Source organism: Thermobifida fusca NBRC 14071 = JCM 3263 (assembly GCF_001592045.1).
In the GTDB taxonomy this organism is placed as follows: domain Bacteria; phylum Actinomycetota; class Actinomycetes; order Streptosporangiales; family Streptosporangiaceae; genus Thermobifida; species Thermobifida fusca.
In genome coordinates, this window is record NZ_BCWB01000017.1 from 136,986 (window position 1) to 154,490 (window position 17,505).

General features: G+C 66.0%; 14 protein-coding genes. 9 read left to right on the forward strand and 5 right to left on the reverse strand.

The genetic code is table 11. From position 1 onward, the window contains the following. Nucleotides 1-61: 61 nt before the first annotated feature. Nucleotides 62-1,537, reverse strand: a complete 1,476-nt coding sequence (gene hflX, locus TF1_RS03575; protein WP_016188359.1) for a GTPase HflX — start codon at nucleotides 1,535-1,537, stop codon at nucleotides 62-64. 303 nt (nucleotides 1,538-1,840) lie between these two features. Here hflX and aceB point away from each other — a divergent pair, with 303 nt between their 5' ends. After that, complete coding sequence (gene aceB / locus TF1_RS03580; protein ID WP_011291266.1) at nucleotides 1,841-3,439, forward strand: malate synthase A; 1,599 nt, start codon at nucleotides 1,841-1,843, stop codon at nucleotides 3,437-3,439. Nucleotides 3,440-3,499: 60 nt separating this feature from the next. On the opposite strand, the gene TF1_RS03585 is transcribed toward aceB, so the two are convergent. The 3 genes from TF1_RS03585 to dapF form a co-directional block, all read right to left on the reverse strand. Continuing rightward, nucleotides 3,500-5,164, reverse strand: coding sequence for an ABC transporter family substrate-binding protein (locus TF1_RS03585; protein ID WP_255266134.1), 1,665 nt, complete (start codon nucleotides 5,162-5,164; stop codon nucleotides 3,500-3,502). A gap of 205 nt (nucleotides 5,165-5,369) precedes the next feature. Next, nucleotides 5,370-6,380: an ABC transporter permease gene (locus TF1_RS03590; protein WP_061783629.1), complete on the reverse strand. Its 1,011-nt coding sequence runs from the start codon at nucleotides 6,378-6,380 to the stop codon at nucleotides 5,370-5,372. Continuing rightward, nucleotides 6,377-7,201 carry a diaminopimelate epimerase gene (gene dapF, locus TF1_RS03595; RefSeq protein ID WP_011291263.1) on the reverse strand — a complete coding sequence of 275 codons (825 nt, stop codon included), beginning with the start codon at nucleotides 7,199-7,201 and terminating at the stop codon, nucleotides 6,377-6,379. The genes TF1_RS03590 and dapF overlap by 4 nt, the downstream gene beginning before the upstream one ends. A gap of 90 nt (nucleotides 7,202-7,291) precedes the next feature. Here dapF and miaA point away from each other — a divergent pair, with 90 nt between their 5' ends. From miaA to TF1_RS03615, 4 genes are all read left to right on the forward strand, one after another. Further along, nucleotides 7,292-8,251: a tRNA (adenosine(37)-N6)-dimethylallyltransferase MiaA gene (gene miaA / locus TF1_RS03600; RefSeq protein WP_011291262.1), complete on the forward strand. Its 960-nt coding sequence runs from the start codon at nucleotides 7,292-7,294 to the stop codon at nucleotides 8,249-8,251. Between the two features lie 950 nt (nucleotides 8,252-9,201). Beyond that, complete coding sequence (locus TF1_RS03605; protein WP_011291261.1) at nucleotides 9,202-9,492, forward strand: lactococcin 972 family bacteriocin; 291 nt, start codon at nucleotides 9,202-9,204, stop codon at nucleotides 9,490-9,492. Between the two features lie 83 nt (nucleotides 9,493-9,575). After that, on the forward strand, nucleotides 9,576-11,666 hold the full coding sequence (locus TF1_RS03610; RefSeq protein ID WP_011291260.1) for a bacteriocin-associated integral membrane family protein: 2,091 nt from the start codon (nucleotides 9,576-9,578) through the stop codon (nucleotides 11,664-11,666). A 15-nt stretch (nucleotides 11,667-11,681) separates the two neighbouring features. Beyond that, the gene (locus TF1_RS03615; RefSeq protein WP_011291259.1) at nucleotides 11,682-12,311 is read left to right on the forward strand and encodes an ATP-binding cassette domain-containing protein; all 630 of its coding nucleotides are present in this window, start codon (nucleotides 11,682-11,684) and stop codon (nucleotides 12,309-12,311) included. Between the two features lie 62 nt (nucleotides 12,312-12,373). On the opposite strand, the gene miaB is transcribed toward TF1_RS03615, so the two are convergent. Next, on the reverse strand, nucleotides 12,374-13,834 hold the full coding sequence (miaB, locus tag TF1_RS03620) for a tRNA (N6-isopentenyl adenosine(37)-C2)-methylthiotransferase MiaB (RefSeq protein ID WP_016188355.1): 1,461 nt from the start codon (nucleotides 13,832-13,834) through the stop codon (nucleotides 12,374-12,376). A gap of 255 nt (nucleotides 13,835-14,089) precedes the next feature. Between miaB and TF1_RS03625 the strand changes: the two genes are divergently transcribed. The 4 genes from TF1_RS03625 to TF1_RS03640 all read left to right on the forward strand — a co-directional run bounded on the left by TF1_RS03625 (nucleotide 14,090) and on the right by TF1_RS03640 (nucleotide 17,462). Next, nucleotides 14,090-14,833 (forward strand): amino acid ABC transporter ATP-binding protein, encoded by a 744-nt coding sequence (locus TF1_RS03625; RefSeq protein WP_011291257.1) that lies wholly within the window; start codon nucleotides 14,090-14,092, stop codon nucleotides 14,831-14,833. A 50-nt stretch (nucleotides 14,834-14,883) separates the two neighbouring features. Then, nucleotides 14,884-15,741 (forward strand): glutamate ABC transporter substrate-binding protein, encoded by an 858-nt coding sequence (locus tag TF1_RS03630; RefSeq protein WP_011291256.1) that lies wholly within the window; start codon nucleotides 14,884-14,886, stop codon nucleotides 15,739-15,741. Between the two features lie 66 nt (nucleotides 15,742-15,807). Then, entirely contained in the window at nucleotides 15,808-16,482 is a 675-nt protein-coding gene (locus TF1_RS03635) for an amino acid ABC transporter permease (RefSeq protein ID WP_011291255.1), read from the forward strand. After that, complete coding sequence (locus tag TF1_RS03640) at nucleotides 16,479-17,462, forward strand: amino acid ABC transporter permease (protein ID WP_011291254.1); 984 nt, start codon at nucleotides 16,479-16,481, stop codon at nucleotides 17,460-17,462. The genes TF1_RS03635 and TF1_RS03640 overlap by 4 nt, the downstream gene beginning before the upstream one ends. Nucleotides 17,463-17,505 lie beyond the last annotated feature (43 nt).

Genomic DNA, 17,505 nt, shown 5'->3' on the forward strand with positions numbered 1-17,505 from the left:
TGAACAGTAAACGGCGGAACCTCACAAGAGGTTCCGCCGTTTTTGTTCGGTTAGGCTCTAGCTATGAGGCCACGGTGGCGTATCGGTCCAGTTGACCGGCGAGTTCCGGGGACACCCAGGCGTGGAGGACCGTGCCGGAGGCGGTGTGCTCCTCGCTAAGGATCCGGCCTTCCTGGTGGATGCGGGAGACCAGGTCGCCCCGCTCGTAGGGCAGCAGCACGGTGACCTCGTGCTCCGATTCGGGCAGGGCTTCGGCGATCGCTTGGAGCAGCTCGCCGATGCCTTCCCCGGTGCGTGCGGAGACTTCGACCATGCCGGGGTACTTGGTGCGCAACTGCCTGAGCTGTGTCTCGTCGGCGGCGTCGATCTTGTTGATGACGATCAGCTCGGGGATGTCCGTGGCGTCGATCTCCGCGAAAACCTGCCGTACCGAGGCGATCTGCTGCTCGGGGTCAGGGTGGGAGCCGTCCACGACGTGGAGGATGAGGTCGGCTTCGGTGACCTCCTCCAAGGTGGAGCGGAACGCTTCCACGAGCTGGTGCGGCAGGTGCCGCACGAATCCGACGGTGTCGCTCAGGGTGAAGAGGCGACCGTCCGGGGTGCGTGCCCGGCGCACGGTCGGGTCCAGGGTGGCGAACAGCGCGTCCTCCACGAGGACCCCGGCACCGGTGATCCGGTTGAGCAGGCTGGACTTGCCCGCGTTGGTGTACCCGGCGATGGCGACGGCAGGCACTTTGCGGCTGCGGCGCCGGTCGCGTTTCACTTCGCGGGCCACCGCCATGTGCGCCAGTTCGCGACGGAGCTTGGCCATCCGCCGGTGGATGCGGCGCCGGTCGGTTTCCAGCTTGGTCTCACCGGGACCGCGCAGCCCCACTCCGCCGTTGCCGCCGCCGGACGTGCCCGTCTGGCGGGACAGGGCCTCACCCCATCCGCGGAGCCGCGGCAGCAGGTAGGTGAGCTGCGCCAGTTCCACTTGGGCTTTACCTTCGCGGCTGCGGGCGTGCTGGGCGAAGATGTCGAGGATGAGCGCGGTCCGGTCGATCACCTTGACCTTGACCGCTTCTTCCAGTTGGCGCAGCTGGCCGGGGGTGAGCTCCCCGTCGCAGATGACGGTGTCAGCTCCGGTGGCCTCCACGATGTCGCGGAGTTCAGCGGCCTTGCCGCTGCCGATGTAGGTAGCCGGGTCCGGTTTGGACCGGCGCTGGGTGAGTCCGGCGAGAACCACGGCGCCCGCGGTTTCCGCAAGCTGTTTGAGTTCGAACAGGGAGTTGTCGGCATCCTCCTGAGTGCCGCTGGTCCACACGCCGATGAGTACCACGCGCTCCAACCGCAGCGACCGGTACTCGACTTCGGTGATGTCGTGGAGTTCGGTGGACAGTCCGTTGACCCGGCGCAGCGCGAGGCGGTCCTGCAGCTCGGCCTCTCCCGGGGTGGTCGTGTCGATTCCGTCGAAATGGGCTGGCACAGAGTCTTCCGTGTCGACGCTTGATCCGGTGCGGAGTGTGTGGTCGTTGAGGTTGAGAGAAGTACGCGTCATATCCATCTGGTGAGTGCTAACACGGCGTCACCGTGGTTCCTCCCCCGATCGTCCCACGGGTACCGCCAGAAGTCAGGTGGTTTTTGAGGCGCTCCGCCGTCCCAGCAGCCCCAGAACATCCCCCTTAAGCAAAGAACAGGTGTTCTTTACCCATGTTTAACCCAGAAAAAACTTCAATATTTCCGCATGAGCGAAAAATTTGCGCCTCGTAGCACGGAGACTGCGTTGACCTGCCAGGACGGGCAGAGTAGCGTCAATTCCACATAACAAAAGCAAGTTTCGCCATGCGGAAGGTTTGGTGCCATGGGTACTCCCCACGGAGTCGAGATCACCGGTCCGATGAAGGACAGGTACGACGAGATCCTGACCACGGAAGCGCTCGAATTCCTCGCTGACCTGCACCGCCGGTTCGAGCCGCGCCGTCAGGAGCTCCTCGCCGCACGCAAGCGCCGTCAGGAAGAGATCTCCGCGGGCGCCAACCTGGACTTCCTGCCGGAGACCAAGGCCATCCGCGAAGATCCGGACTGGCGCGTCGCCCCGCCTGCCCCGGGGCTGGTCGACCGCCGTGTCGAGATCACTGGCCCCACCGACCGCAAGATGACCATCAACGCGCTCAACTCGGGTGCGAAAGTGTGGCTGGCCGACTTTGAAGACGCCAACACCCCCCTATGGGAGAACATGATCGAAGGCCAGCTCAACCTGCGGGACGCCCTCGACCGCACCATCGACTTCACCAGCCCGGAAGGCAAGCGCTACGCGCTCAAGGACGACTCCGAGCTGGCCACCATCGTGGTCCGCCCGCGCGGCTGGCACCTGGACGAGAAGCACATCCTCGTCGACGGACAGCGCACCTCCGGCGGCATCGTCGACTTCGCGCTGTACTTCTTCCACTGCGCCCGCCGCCAGATCGCCAAGGGCAAAGGCCCCTACTTCTACCTGCCGAAGATGCAGAGCCACCTGGAAGCCCGGCTGTGGAACGACATCTTCATCCGGGCCCAGGAGGCGCTGGGCATCGAACGGGGCACCATCCGCGCCACCGTGCTCATCGAGACCATCCCCGCCGCCTTCGAAATGGAGGAGATCCTCTACGAGCTGCGGGAGCACTCCGCAGGGCTCAATGCCGGCCGGTGGGACTACCTGTTCAGCATCATCAAGACGCACCGCACGCGCGGCCGCCAGTTCCTCATGCCTGAGCGCAACGCGGTGACCATGACCGCGCCGTTCATGCGCGCCTACACCGAGCTGCTGGTCAAGACCTGCCACAAGCGCGGCGCGCATGCTATCGGCGGCATGTCCGCGTTCATCCCCAACCGGCGCGACCCCGAGATCAACAAGGTGGCGTTGGCCAAGGTCCGTGACGACAAGACCCGCGAAGCCAACGACGGCTTCGACGGCTCGTGGGTGGCCCACCCCGACCTGGTCCCCGTCGCTATGGAGGTCTTCGACGGTGTGCTGGGCGACCGCCCCAACCAGATCGACCGGCAGCGCGACGACGTGTCGGTGACCGCCGCTGACCTGCTGGACATCTCCAGCGCCGAAGGCGGCATCACCGAGGCGGGCCTGCGCAACAACATCAACGTCGCCATCCAGTACCTGGCCGCGTGGCTGGGCGGCAGCGGCGCGGTGGCCATCCACAACCTGATGGAGGACGCCGCGACCGCGGAGATCTCCCGCTCCCAGATCTGGCAGTGGCTCCACAACGACGTCACCTTGGACGACGGCGCCAAGGTCACCACCGAGCTCGTGGAGCGCCTCATCTCCGAGGAGCTGGCGACGATCCGCGAGACCACGTCCCTCGACGCCGACCTGCTGGACCGCGCCACTGCGCTGTTCAAGGAGGTCGCCCTGGCCGAGGACTACGCGGAGTTCCTCACGCTTCCGGCCTACGAGCGGATGCCGTAACACTCGGCCGCATCGCCTCGGCGCCCCCACCCGGCTCGGCCGCGGTGCAGGGGCGCCTGCTCATTCCTGCACCACGTAGCCGATGTCGGCGTAGTCCAGCGTGCCCAGCCCGGGAGCCCCCACATTGGCCAGGGTGTCGCGGACCGCGTAGATCTGCGGCCGCTGGTAGAGGGGCAGGGTGTGGCCGAGCTCCCACAGCAGCCGGTCGGCTTTGTTGAGCTGTTCGATTGCGGTGCCGCGGTCGAGGGCCTCGAGCGCGCCGTACAGGGCCTGGTCCACCTCGGGGGAGCCGATCCGGCCGACATTGGTCCGCCACTGCGGCTTCCCGTCGGCGTCGTCGACCGCGTCGAGCCACTGGTGCAGCGAGTCGAAGACCGGGAACCCCCTGCCGCTGTTGACGAAAGCGACCAGGTCGTAGTTGCCGGGCTGGACGTATTTGCTGAACAACTGGTTGCCCGGCACACTCGTGATCTTGATGTCCACCCCGATCTCGGCGAGCATCGACTGCACCAGTTCGGCTTCCTCCCACGCCGGCGCATACCCCTGCGGGACGATGAACCGCAGCGTCAGCGGCTTGCCGTCACGAGTGCGCACCTCGCCGGGCTGGGCCGCGGTCCAGCCTGCTTCCTCCAGCAGTTGCGCGGCCCGGTCGGGGTCGTACTTCCCCCACTCGCCGCTGTTGTCGGCATAGCCGGGCTGTTCGGGCATGAGGAACCGGTTGTTGAGCACCCGCGGCTCCCATCCCAGGGTGCCCAGCGCCGCTGTGGCGAGCACTTCGCGGTTGATCCCCAGGAAGATCGCGTGGCGGACGTCCACGTCCTTGAGGATCGGGGTCTGCCCGTTGAGGGTGATGTGCCGGTAGTCGGCGCCCAGTGCAGCCCGGATCTCCGTGCCCGGTGCGGAGCGGATCCGCTCATAGGACCCGGAGTCGAGGGAGAGCGCGTACAGGTCGATGCTGCCGTCGAGGAAGGCCGCGTCCAGCGCGTCGGGGGCCAGCGTGCGGAAGATGATCGCCTCGAGCCGGGCCGGGTCACCCCACCAGTCCGCGTTGCGCTCCAGGGTGATGGTCTGGGCGACGAGGTCGAGCTCCGCCACGTCGAACGGTCCCGCGGTGACCGGGATCTGCTCGAGGTATCCGGTGTTGAAGGATTCCGGGTCCGCGGTGTACTCCTCGGGGAGCAGGGGCGAGAACAGCGCCGGATACTCGGAGAACGGCTGTTCGAAGACGATGACGACCTGGTACTTGTTCTTCCCCTTGCGTACTTCAGCGATCCGGTCGTAGCCGACAGTGCCGAGCGCCTGATACTCCGGGTTGCTTCCCGACAAGGCTTCGGCCATGGCCGCGTAGTCGCGCCAGGTGATGGGGTCCCCGGTGGACCAGGCAGCCTCCGGGTTGAGGGTGAGGGTGACGACCTGTTCGGGTTCGGTGGTGACCGACACGTCGATCACATAGTCGGGGTTGGGGTGGGCTTCACCCCGTTCATCGACCCGGAACGGGATGGGCAGCAGCGCTTCGAGGACCGTGTGCACGGCGGCGAGGTTTCCGGCCTGATGGTGGGGGTTCCACTGGGTGGGGAACTCGTTGATCCCCCAGGTCAAGGTGCCGCCGTCGGCTACGAGCGCGCGGTCTACGGCGTTGATTGCGGCTGTTGCGGGTTCCGGGGCTGCCTGCCTGTGGTCCACTTCCGCCTGGCAGCCTGCCAGCGCGGCGGTCAGGGTGAGCACGAATGCTCCCACCGAAATCGCACGCCGTTTCCCTGTTCGCACTTGTCCCCCAAATGCCCTGGGCCGTTCCGCTGCGGAGTCCGGGGCAGACTCCGGTGCTCCGCCGGGCCGACGCGCCATGATCGCCTTGACAAAAGGCACCAATGGAACAATTGGGGAAAATAGTACTCCGCTTGGGAACGGGGAACCCGGTATTTCCCAGGCGTTATCCCGCCTGGCTCCGCGGATCCACCACCGCACGCACCAGATCAGAGACCACTCCTGCCGCGGTCACGCACACCGCCCCGAAACAGCAGACCGCCGCAACCGCGTTCACATCCCCCTGCCCTACCGCTTCGAACAGGTACTCGCCGACCCCGTGCCATCCGAACACTTGCTCGGTGAAAACCGTACTGGTCAGCAGCACAGCCAGGGAATAGCTGAAATACGCGGCCGCCGGAATCAGCGTGACCCGCAGCGCGTGCCGCACCACCGCCTGCGACCGGGTCATCCCCTTAGCCCGCGCCGTGCGCAGATACTCGGCGCCCACCTGATCGGCGATCAGCGAACGCTGGTACCGGCTGTACAAGGCGATCTGCGGGAGCGCCACCGCCAGTGTCGGCAGTACCAGGTGGCGCAGCCGGTCGAGCGCCTGCTCCCCCACCCCGCCGGAGAACCCGGGCGTAGCCTCCCCGGTGACCCGCACCAGATCCATCCCCGCCACCTGGTTGGCCCACACCCCCACGTGCTGGAGCGCCACGGCGAGCACCACTACCGGCACGGAGATCACCAGCAGCGACAGCGCAGTCACGGCCCGGTCTGCGCTCCCCCGCACCCGGCTGCCCGTCCACGTGCCCAGCGCCACCCCGCCGATACAGCCGAGCACGGCCCCGGCCGCCAGCAGCCGCACACTCACCCCGATCCGCCGGGACAGCTCCTCGTTGACCGAAGCCCCGTCCCACGTGCGTCCGAAGTCGCCGACCGCTATCCCCGAAATCCACACCGCATACCGCTGGAACAGGGGCGTGCGGTCGTTGAGATTAGCGGCGTCCAAAGCGGCATCCACCGCGGCAGGAGGCGGGGGCGGCCGCTGCGCCTCGAAGTTCTCCCGGGGATGCAGCGTGGCGGCCGCCAGAAAGTAGACACAGCTCACCGCGGTGAACAGCAGCACCGCCCGCCGCAGCACCCGCCGCAGCAGCGGGACCACGACCCGGCGGCCCACCGCGCTACCGCTCACCGGAGCGCAGACAGCCGGACGTCCCCCTCGGCGACGATCACCGCGGGGCCGCTCAGCCGAGCTGCTCCAGACTCGAGCACCACCGTGCACTCCCCGCCCGGCACCCGCACCGTCCACCGGGCATCCTCGCCCGGGGGAGTCGCGGCGGCCGCGGCAGCCACAATCCCCGTACCGCAGGACCGGGTCTCAGCGGCCCCGCGCTCGTAGACGCGCATCTCCAATACGCCCGAGGCGACTTCGCGGAACACTTCCACGTTGGCGCCCTGCGGGAACTCCTCAGCCCGCAGCAGCGGAGGAGCGCTCAAGTCGACTTCGGCGACAGGCCGCGCCACCCGGCACGCCAAATGCGGGTTCCCCACCGAGATCCGCGTCCCGTGCACCGGGCCGTCGGCCAACCGGGCACTCCCCGGCCCCAGGATCCGCACCGGCCCCATGTCGACGGTGATGTTCCCGTCGGGCTCCAGCACCACGTGGCGTGCCCCGGCCCGCGTGCCCACTTCGAAGGCTGCGGCGCCGACCAGGCCGGCCTCCTGAAGATAGCGGGCGAACACCCGCACCCCGTTGCCGCACATCTCCGCCACACTGCCGTCAGCGTTGCGGTAGTCCATGAACCACTCGCAGCGCTGCGCGGTCGCCGCCTCCCCCGTCAACGGCTCGTCCAATGCTTTGGTCCGGACCACTCGCAGCACCCCGTCCGCTCCCAGACCGGCGCGCCGGTCGCACAGTGCGGCAACCGTCGCTGCATCGAGGTCGAGCTCCCCGTCCGGGTCGGGAAGAATGACGAAATCGTTCTCTGTGCCGTGGCCCTTGGCGAAACGCATGGGTTCATCCTAGATTCCTGGCTCACGCCGCGTCCGCGTTTCCCGCTGCGAACCCGCCCGCCACACGCCGTCCACTGCCACACTTAAGGCATGAGCACAGTGATCGCGGTCGTCGGACCGACCGCAGTGGGCAAGTCTGACCTCAGCGTCGCCCTGGCGCTGCGCCTGACCGAGCACGGCCTCCCCGCCGAAATCATCAACGCCGACTCCATGCAGCTCTACCAGGGCATGGACATCGGCACGGCCAAGCTCACCCCGGAGGAACGGCGCGGCGTCCCCCACCACTTGCTCGACGTCTGGGAGGTGACCCAGACCGCGAACGTGGCCGACTACCAGCGCATGGCCCGCGCGGTCATCGACGACCTCCACGCCGCAGGCCGGGTGCCCGTCCTCGTGGGCGGCTCTGGACTGTACGTGCGGGCCGCCTTGGACGAACTCGACTTCCCCGGCACCGACCCGAAGGTCCGGGCCCGTTTGGAGGCTGAACTCGCCGAACAGGGGCCGCTCGCCCTGCATGCCCGGCTGGCGCGCCTCGACCCTGAGGCGGCCCGGGCGATCCTGCCCACCAACGGACGGCGTATCGTGCGCGCCCTGGAAGTCATCGAGATCACCGGGGGACCGTTCACCGCGACCTTGCCCGACCACGTCTCCCGCTACCCGTGCGTGCAGATCGGGTTGACTGCGCCCCGCCCGGAACTGGACGAGCGGATCGCACTCCGCGTGGACCGCATGTGGGAGGCGGGCCTGGTGGACGAGGTGCGTGCCCTGGAGAAGGCGGGGCTGCGCGACGGGTTCACCGCCTCCCGGGCCCTGGGCTACGCCCAGATTCTCCGCTTCCTGGCCGGGGAGTGCACGGAAGAGGAGGCCAAGGAGGAGACCGTACGGGCTACCCGGCGGTTCGCCCGCCGCCAGGAATCGTGGTTCCGCCGTGATCCGCGGGTGCACTGGCTGCCCTACGACGCCCCCGACCTGGTGGATCGGGCGTTCGCGCTGGTCTGCGAGCACTCTGACCTCTGCTTCCGGTCAGCCACGCGCGACGAGCAGTCCTGAGACGAGCTTCCCGGCACCCGCGTTTTCTCCACGCTCGCAAGTGTGGCCGGGCCTCGGCGGGCGGCGGCTAGGCGATCCCGTACCAGGCCCGCGGGGCACGCCTGGCGTGGATTCCCGCGACCCGCCGCTTGCACTCCGCGACTTGAGCTGCGGCGCCTGCTTCCCGCATCGGCGGAGAACCGCTGCCCCGGACGCTACAGCAGGACGCCTTCTTTTCTGAAATACAGAGAATTATCCTTCACATTATTTCGACAAAATTCAACTTTCATCCATTTGCCACTTTAGGGACAAATCCACACATTGCCAACCTTTCAGTCAATTAAAAATATGAGCACAGTTTCAGTCTTCACACTCTCCCCTACAGGAACTATCCCATCACACGAAATGTGTCATCCATCACACTCTATTCCTTCTTTATTGCGCATCCACGGCTCTGAGCTGCACACTTTTACCGACACCGCGGACACACACAGGGAAACCCCAGCTCAGGAACCATCCACAAGGGGGATGAGATTCGAAAAATCACCAAGAGAAAACCATTGAAATCCCCAAACCTGGGCTGTTAGTCTCGCCTACTGTGTGGCCGCACAATCCAAAGAAATCTTTCCAAAACCCCTTCAAGGAGGACGGATTATCGGATAGGGAAACCACACTAAAACTCCCTCAATGATCACCTCTGGTTTCACATTCGGACCGCAGAAACCGTTTCCGTTGTGATCGAACGATCGGCGGCCGGCGGAATCGAGGGATTCCGAGTGTCCGCGGCCACTCGGACGGCAGCCGCACAACCTCCACCACGGTTTCACCCCTGGGGACACGTGCACCATCGGCATCTCCCCGAAATGCCGCATCCCTAGTACAGAGCATCAGGGAAATAGCCGCCGAACGGACCTCATGGTCCATGGACTTTCCATTCACTACCGCGCAATTTCCGGTCACGAGGAGTTTCCATGAACGCACTCAAGCGCACCTGCGCCACCCTCCTCATCTCCGCTGGTCTCACCGCAGGAGCCGTCGGCGTCGCTGCGGCGGCAGTGGAGTACGTCGGGGGCGGCATCTGGGACCACGGTCTCACCAGCAGCATCGTCTACTCGGACTACTACCACGGCTCCGTCTGCCACGGCTCCACCGCCGTCGGCACGAAGACGGTCCGCGCTTCCGCCCCTGCCGGCTACTGGTCTCTGGCGGACGCTCCGCGCGCCATCGCCAACAACCAGGCGTACTGGCGGACCACCTGCTGACCTCTCTTCTCTTCATCGTGCGGGCCCGCCGGAACACCCTGCATCGGCGGGCCCGCCGCAGCCATTGTTGACAGGACCACCAGGTGCCGAACCGAACACTCTCCTTCGCCTACACCGCGTGCGCTGCTCTTGCCGCGCTCATCGCTTTTCTCCTCGCGGTCACAGCCGAACGGACTTTTATCACCCTCGAAAGCTTCGAACTGGTATGGATCACCGAGAATGAGGGGATCCATGACATTGACGAAGTCGCGCGTACGGTGCAGCAGGTTGCCGACGACTACGATGCCGCGATCGGCTACACCGTCCCCGACGTGCACGAGCCCGGGACACGGGCCCACATGTACCTGGCGGTCTCTGACCCAGATTCCCGCTACGCCCGCTGGTTAGCCGACGGGTACCCTGCCTTCAGCCGCAATTACACCCTGGAAACCCATCCCATCACCGAATTCCGGGATGTCGGCCCCAACGGCTCTTACCACATCTTCGGCGCCCCGGAAGCCCGTCCTGCTCTCCTCGAGGCGCTCGCCGACCACGGCCTGCACGAATCCTCCGGGATGCAGGTTTCTCAGATCTGGCACTACTTCCTGGGTGGCCACCTCTTCAATCTCCTCGCTGTTTCCCTGCTCGCCACCGTCACCGCGGTCGGTGCCGGGGTCCTGCTGTCCGCGCGTGACTACGCCGTCATGCGCCTGCAAGGGCACTCCTATACCCGCATCCTCCTCAGCGACCTCGGCAAAGTCGTCCGGCTTTGGGCTATTGCCCTCCCCTCGGTGGCTGGCGTCACCCTGGCGTTCCTCGGCTTCTACAACGGGTGGAACCAGCTCGGCCACTACACGCTCTTCGCACTGACATTCCTGGCGGTCCTCGCGCTTTCCTGCCTCATCGCCCACGCCGCGGTCCTCGGCCTCGTCCACACCACCGAGATCCTGCCCGCACTCAAAGGCCGGCTGCCGGTGCGCAGCACCACTGTCGCTATCTACCTGGTGCGTATCCCCGTCCTAGCGATGGCCTTCGTGATCCTTAGCGCGGTGGTGCTCCACGCCCAGGAGGCCCGGGACCAGCAGGTAGGCCTGCAGTTGTACGAACAGCAGGGCGATACCTCACTGATCTCGTTGAGCTCCGACTACGGCTGGGCAACAGAGGAAGACGAACAGGCCGTCGACAGCCTCCTCGGTCCATGGCTGCAGCAGATGGATGCCGAAGGCTCCATGGTGCTGACAATCCACATCCCTCTCTCCCAACTCCTCTTCGACCCGTCCACCGGCACTGATCAGCCCGCTGAGGACGCTTCCGTCCTGCTCGTCAACGACACCTATCTCGCTGAGCAGGAACTCCTCTCCCCCAGCGGGGAACGCTACGGTCCGAATGAAACCATTCGCGTGATCGTTCCGGAATCCTCCGGCATCTCCACCGACCGGCTCGTCGCGGGATTGGAGCGGTGGCTCGCACCCCATCAGACGCCCGAGGCGGAGGGGACGGTCGAAGTGCTTCCTGCTGCCAATGGCCAGACCCTGTTCACCTACGGCGTCCAGAACTCTGCGGCCCCCTCCTACCTCCCCTTGGTGTATGAGCCGATCGTCGTTGTGCTCCCCAACGGGAAAGTCCTGTCGGAAAGGGCCTATGTCACCTACATGACCAGAGGGTCGACGATCTTCCCTGACCCGGACGTCGTCACCGCGTTCCGCGAGACCAATCCAGAAGCTGCGCGGTATATCTCCATGGTCGAAACCCTTACCGCGAATGCCGCACAGGACCACGCAACTACCTTGATCGCTCTCCGCAGTCAGCTCTTCAACCTTGCCGGTGTGAGCGCTGTGCTCCTACTGACCGCGGTGGCCGCCTGCGTGGTCTATGCGCGAGCCCGGGCCCAAACCATCTTCGCCCGCCACATCAGCGGCTGGACCTTCCTCGCCACCCACCGGCGCCTCCTCGCCGCCGAACTCGCCATCGCCGCAGGGTTCGTCGGCTGGATCACCTGGGACACCCTTGACACCTTGCAGATGCAATTGGCTGCCCAAAACGATCCTCTTCTCGGAACCCTGGGAAGAACAGAGGTCAGCGGCATCGAACCGTTCTACGCTCTCGGGATCGCCGCCGCCTCCCTGGCCATCACCGTCGCAGCGCTGGCCCTTTTCCACCGCCGAATCGTCCGCGAAGGCGCCTCACAGGCCTAACCACCCAGAAAGCCCATGATCACCGTCAAAAACCTCACCAAGTCCTTCGGCACACGCACCCTCTGGCGCAACCTCAACCTCACCGTCCCCGCAGGACGGATGCTCGCCCTCGTCGGCGCCAGCGGGTCAGGAAAAACCACGCTGCTCAACTGCATCGGCCTCCTCGAACGGCCGAGCAGCGGCCACATCCTGTTCGACAACACCGACCTGACCCGGCTCGGCCCCGGCGGACGACGCCGATTCCGCCGCGACAAACTCGGCTACCTCTTCCAGGACTACGCGCTCATCGACAACGCCACCGTCAAAGCCAACCTTGATGTTGCTCGCAGACGCGGCACCCGCCCCGACTACGCGCGCATCCTCGAACGCGTCGGCCTCGCAGGACGCGAAAACGAGAAAGTGCACTACCTATCCGGTGGAGAACAGCAGCGCGTCGCTCTCGCCCGACTCATGGTCAAACAGCCCACCCTGGTGCTAGCCGACGAACCCACCGGGGCCCTAGACAGCGCCAACAGCGCAATGGTGGTGAACGTGCTCCGTGAGATGAGCGAACAAGGCTGCGCGGTCGTCATCGCCACCCACAACGACGGTGTGCGCGACGCCTGCGACCTCGTCTTCGACGTCCACGAACAGCGGGAACTGTGACCGAAGCAGACGGGGACGGTCCGGCGTCACCGGGCCCGTCCCCGCAACACAACGAATCCGCGTCAAGAATCGCAGCAGCCGCCCACCACGCTCGGCTGCGGCTCCGGCGCCCCCACCTTCGGCATGCCCAGCAGCACCCCGGTAGGCCGCCGCTCTGGGGCGTTGCGCGCCTCCCACGCGTCGCCGGCGCGGGTGCGCCGCAGGTTCCGAATCCCCGAATCCGCCACCAGGTGGTGGGGCGCCGCGTACGTCACCTCCACCGTGACCATGTCGCCGGGGCGTACCGTCACACCCTCGTCCACCGCGAAATGCACGAGGCGGTTGTCACGGGCCCGGCCCGACATGCGACGGTGCACATCGTCCTTGCGGCCCTCGCCCTCGGCGACCAGAACCTCCACTTCGCGGCCCACGAACTTGGCGTTCTCCTCCTCGGAGATACGCTCCTGCAGCTCCAAGAGCCGCTGGTAGCGCTCTTTCACCACTTCTCGGGGCACCTGGTTGTCCATCGACGCCGCCGGAGTGCCCGGGCGCTTGGAGTACTGGAAGGTGAAGGCGTGCGCGAACCGCACCTCCTCCATCACCCGCAAGGTCTCGGCGAAGTCCTCCTCGGTCTCCCCGGGGAACCCGACGATCACGTCGGTGGTGATCGCCGCGTCCGGGATCGCTTCCCGCACCTTCTCCACGATCCGCAGGAACCGCTCGGCCCGGTAGGAGCGGCGCATCGCCCGCAGAATCCGGTCAGAACCCGACTGCAGCGGCATGTGCAACTGCGGCATCACATTGGGGGTCTCCGCCATCGCTGCAATCACGTCGTCGGTGAAATCACGCGGGTGGGGGGAGGTGAACCGCACCCGCTCCAATCCTTCGATCTCACCGCAGGCCCGCAGCAGTTTGGAGAACGCCTGCCGGTCGCCGAACTCCGAACCGTAGGCGTTGACGTTCTGCCCCAGCAGGGTGACCTCGATCGCCCCTTCGGCCACGACCGCGCGGATCTCCGCCAAAATGTCGCCGGGGCGGCGGTCCTTCTCCTTGCCGCGCAGCGCCGGAACGATACAGAACGTGCACGTGTTGTTGCAGCCCACCGAGATCGCCACCCACGCCGCGTACACCGACTCGCGCCGGGTGGGCAGCGTGGAGGGGAACCGCTCCAACGACTCGACGATCTCCACTTGGGCTTCCCGCTGCACGCGGGCGCGTTCCAGCAATGCGGGCAGCGAGCCGATGTTGTGCGTCCCGAAGACCACGTCGACCCAGGGGGCGCGGCGAATGATCTCCCCGCGGTCCTTCTGCGCCAGGCACCCGCCCACCGCGATCTGCATGTCCGGGTTGGCATCCTTGACCGGCCGCAACTGGCCTAGGTTGCCGTAGAGGCGGTTATCCGCGTTCTCACGCACCGCACAGGTGTTGAAAACAACGACATCCGGCGTGGTGCCTTCGGCTGCCCGCTGGTACCCCGCGGCCTCCAGCAGTCCGGAGAGCCGTTCGGAGTCGTGGACGTTCATCTGGCAGCCGTAGGTCCGCACTTGGTAGGTACGACTCTGGCTCACCCATCCAGGCTAAACGTTTCTCTTACCCTTCTGAACCGCGGTTCTCCCCTCAACGGCCAGAATCGGCCATCTTCGGTGGTCGACCCCCCGCTCAACGAGACAGAGCGACTAGTTTTTCCGGTTCAAACTTAACAATTCTACAAATCTAGGAATAACAAGTCTGCCACTTTGCCTGATTCACGGCACTACCCCTGGTGACAAACGCCCCGGCACAAGCTAGTTTCCGATCCCATGACCGCCACTCCACTCGTCGTCCTGGAGAACGTCAACAAGCACTTCGGGGAGCTTCACGTCCTCCGCGACATCAACCTCTCCGTCAACGCCGGCGAGGTGGTCGTCATCATCGGCCCCTCGGGATCAGGAAAATCCACCCTGTGCCGCACGATCAACCGGCTGGAGACCATCGACAGCGGCCGCATCCTGGTCAACGGCCAGCCCTTGCCCGCGGAAGGGCGTGCCCTGGCCCGGCTGCGGAGCGACGTCGGCATGGTGTTCCAGTCGTTCAACCTGTTCTCCCACATGACCGTGCTGGAGAACATCACGCTCGGGCCCACCAAAGTCCTCAAAATCCCGCGGGCCCAAGCCACCCTGCGCGGCCTGGAACTCCTGGAACGCGTCCGCATCGCCGACCAGGCCCACAAGTACCCGGCCCAGCTTTCCGGCGGTCAGCAGCAGCGGGTTGCCATCGCCCGTGCCCTGGCGATGAACCCCAAAGTCCTCCTCTTCGACGAGCCCACCTCTGCCCTCGACCCCGAGATGGTGCAGGAAGTCCTCGACGTCATGACCGACCTGGCGCGCGAGGGAATGACCATGATCGTGGTCACCCACGAGATGGGCTTCGCGCGGCGCGCCGCCGACAGGGTCGTGTTCATGGCTGACGGCCAGATCGTCGAGGAGAACACCCCGAACGAGTTCTTCACCAACCCCCGCACCGACCGCGCCCGCGACTTCCTCTCCAAGATCCTCACCCACTAACCCACCATCCCAGATTCTCCGCACCACGAGAGAGGACAAGGTTGACTACTATGCGCATCCGCCGTACCAGCGCCGCCCTGGCCGGGGCGTCCGCACTCGCCCTGACTCTCGCCTCCTGCGGTACCGCCGAAGTCGGCGGCGGAGGCAACGGAGGGGACAGCGGCAACGGTGACACCATCACCATCGGGGTCAAATACGACCAGCCCGGCCTCGGCCTCCTCGAAGGCAACAAGCCGGTCGGCTTCGACGTGGACGTCGCCACCTACATCGCCGGCGAACTCGGCTACTCGCCTGACCAGATCGAGTGGACGGAAGCCGCCTCCGCCAACCGGGAGACGTTCCTCCAGCAGGGCACCGTCGACATGATCGTCGCCACCTACTCCATCACCGACGAACGCAAGAACGTCGTCGACTTCGCCGGCCCCTACTACATCGCCCAGCAGGACATCATCGTCTCCGCCGACAACACGGACATCCAAGGTCCGGAAGACCTCGAAGGCAAGGTGCTCTGCTCTGCTTCCGGGTCGCGTTCCGCCAACAACATCGTCGACAGCGAAGAAAACGGCGGCCTGGGCATCGGCGCGGAGCTCCGGGAAGCCGGCAACTACTCCGAATGCATGGAGCTGCTCGCCAACGGCACGGTGGACGCTGTCACCACCGACAACACCATCCTCGCCGGGTTCGCCGCACAGAACCCCGACGCCTACCGGATGGTGAACAACCCCTTCGGGGAAGAGAAGTACGGCGTCGGCCTGCCGAAGGGCTCCACGGAGATGTGCGAGAAGGTCAACGAGGCCATCACAAAGATGTGGGAGGAGGGCAAGGCCCTCGAATTCCTCGAAGCGGCCTTCGGTGAGACCGGATTTGAGTACGCCACGGAGCAGCCGCCGCTCGAAGGCTGCGCGTAGCCCCGCTACCCGTCCAAGGCCGGCGGGGCGCCCCGCCCCGTCGGCCACTCCTATCGACTGGGACTGATGGAAGCCTTCTTCACCAACATCGACAAGGTCATCGACGGTTTCTCCTGGACCGTCCGGCTCGCCTTGTTCAGCGCCCTGTTCTCCTTCATCCTGGGCGTCATCCTCACCGCGATGCGGGTCTCCCCCATCGGCCTGCTACGCGGCGTGTCCACCGTCTACGTGGAGACGGTCCGCAACTCCCCCCTCACCCTGGTACTGCTCTTCTGCGGCCTGGGCCTCAACAGCGCCCTCGGGTTGAGCCTTGCGGACAGCGTGGCCTGGGACGTGTTCTGGTGGGCGGTGATCGGCCTGTCCGCCTACACGGCGTGCTTCGTCTCCGAAACCCTGCGCTCCGGGATCAACACCATCCCCGTCGGCCAGGCCGAAGCGGCCCGCTCCCTAGGACTCACCTTCACCCAGATCCTGCGCCTCATCATCATCCCGCAGGCACTGCGCACCGTCATCGGCCCGCTCGGCAGCGTCCTCATCGCCCTGATCAAGAACACCACGGTCGCGTCGGTCGCCGGGCTCGGCGTCCAAGAAGCATCCCGGCAGATGAAGCTCATGTTCGACCAGGGGATCGCTCCCGTCCTGCCGACCTTCGTCGGCTTCGCGATCGGTTTCCTCGTCCTGACCCTGCCGGTGGGGTACTTCTTTAGCTGGCTGAGCAAGCGAATGGCGGTGGTCCGGTGAGCGCACAGCAGGTTCTCTTCGACATTCCCGGGCCCAAAGCCCGGATCCGCCACGCCGTCTACACTGTGCTCACCCTCGTGGGCTTCTTCGTCGTCCTGGCCATCATCTACCTGGGGTTCAACCGGTCGCTCGGCGAGGGCGCGCCGCCCCTGTTCAGCGCTGAGGCGTGGGCGGTCAACCCCAACGGCCAGTGGGCGGCAGTCCGCTGGCAGCCGTTCATCGACCCGGCCACGTGGACCGACTACGTCATCCCGGGTCTGCTCAACACGCTGACCGCAGCGCTGTGGGCTGCCGTGCTCGCCCTCGTGTTCGGCCTGGTGTTCGGGATCGCCCGGCTCTCCGACCACGCGTGGATCCGCATCCCGGCGGGAGCAGTCGTCGAGTTCTTCCGCGGCATCCCGCTGCTCATGCTGATCTTCTTCGCGATGGCGCTGCCGCTGGCCGTCAACCAGGTGCGCCCGCTCCTCGGCCTGCCCCCGCTGCAGCCCGGCACTTTCCAAGTCTCCGCGCTCGCCGCCGTTGTCATCGGGCTCACCCTCTACAACGGCTCGGTGCTGGCTGAAGTGTTCCGTGCCGGGATCAACGCCGTACCCAAAGGCCAGTCCGAAGCCGCCTACTCGCTGGGTATGAACAAGGTCCAGGTCATGTGGTGGATCCTCATCCCCCAGGCGGTCCGGTCCATGATGCCCGCGATCGTCGCCCAGCTCGTGATCCTGCTCAAGGACACCGCGCTCGGCTACATCATCGCCTTCCCCGAGCTGCTCCGCAGCTTCTCCCTGATCGGCACCCGCTACGGCAACGTCATTCCCGCGGCCCTCATCTGCGCGGTCATCTACATCGCCATCAACATCTCCCTGAGCCGTCTGGCGATCTGGCTGGAGAAGCGCAACGCCCGCAGCAGCAAGGGCGGCACCAAAGGCACGGCCCTTCCCACCACGGCCGCCTCCGGCACGTTCGGGGCACCCGGATCAACCACGTAACCCACCTGGCATGACTCCCCTGGGGGAGCCTCACCTTCCGGCA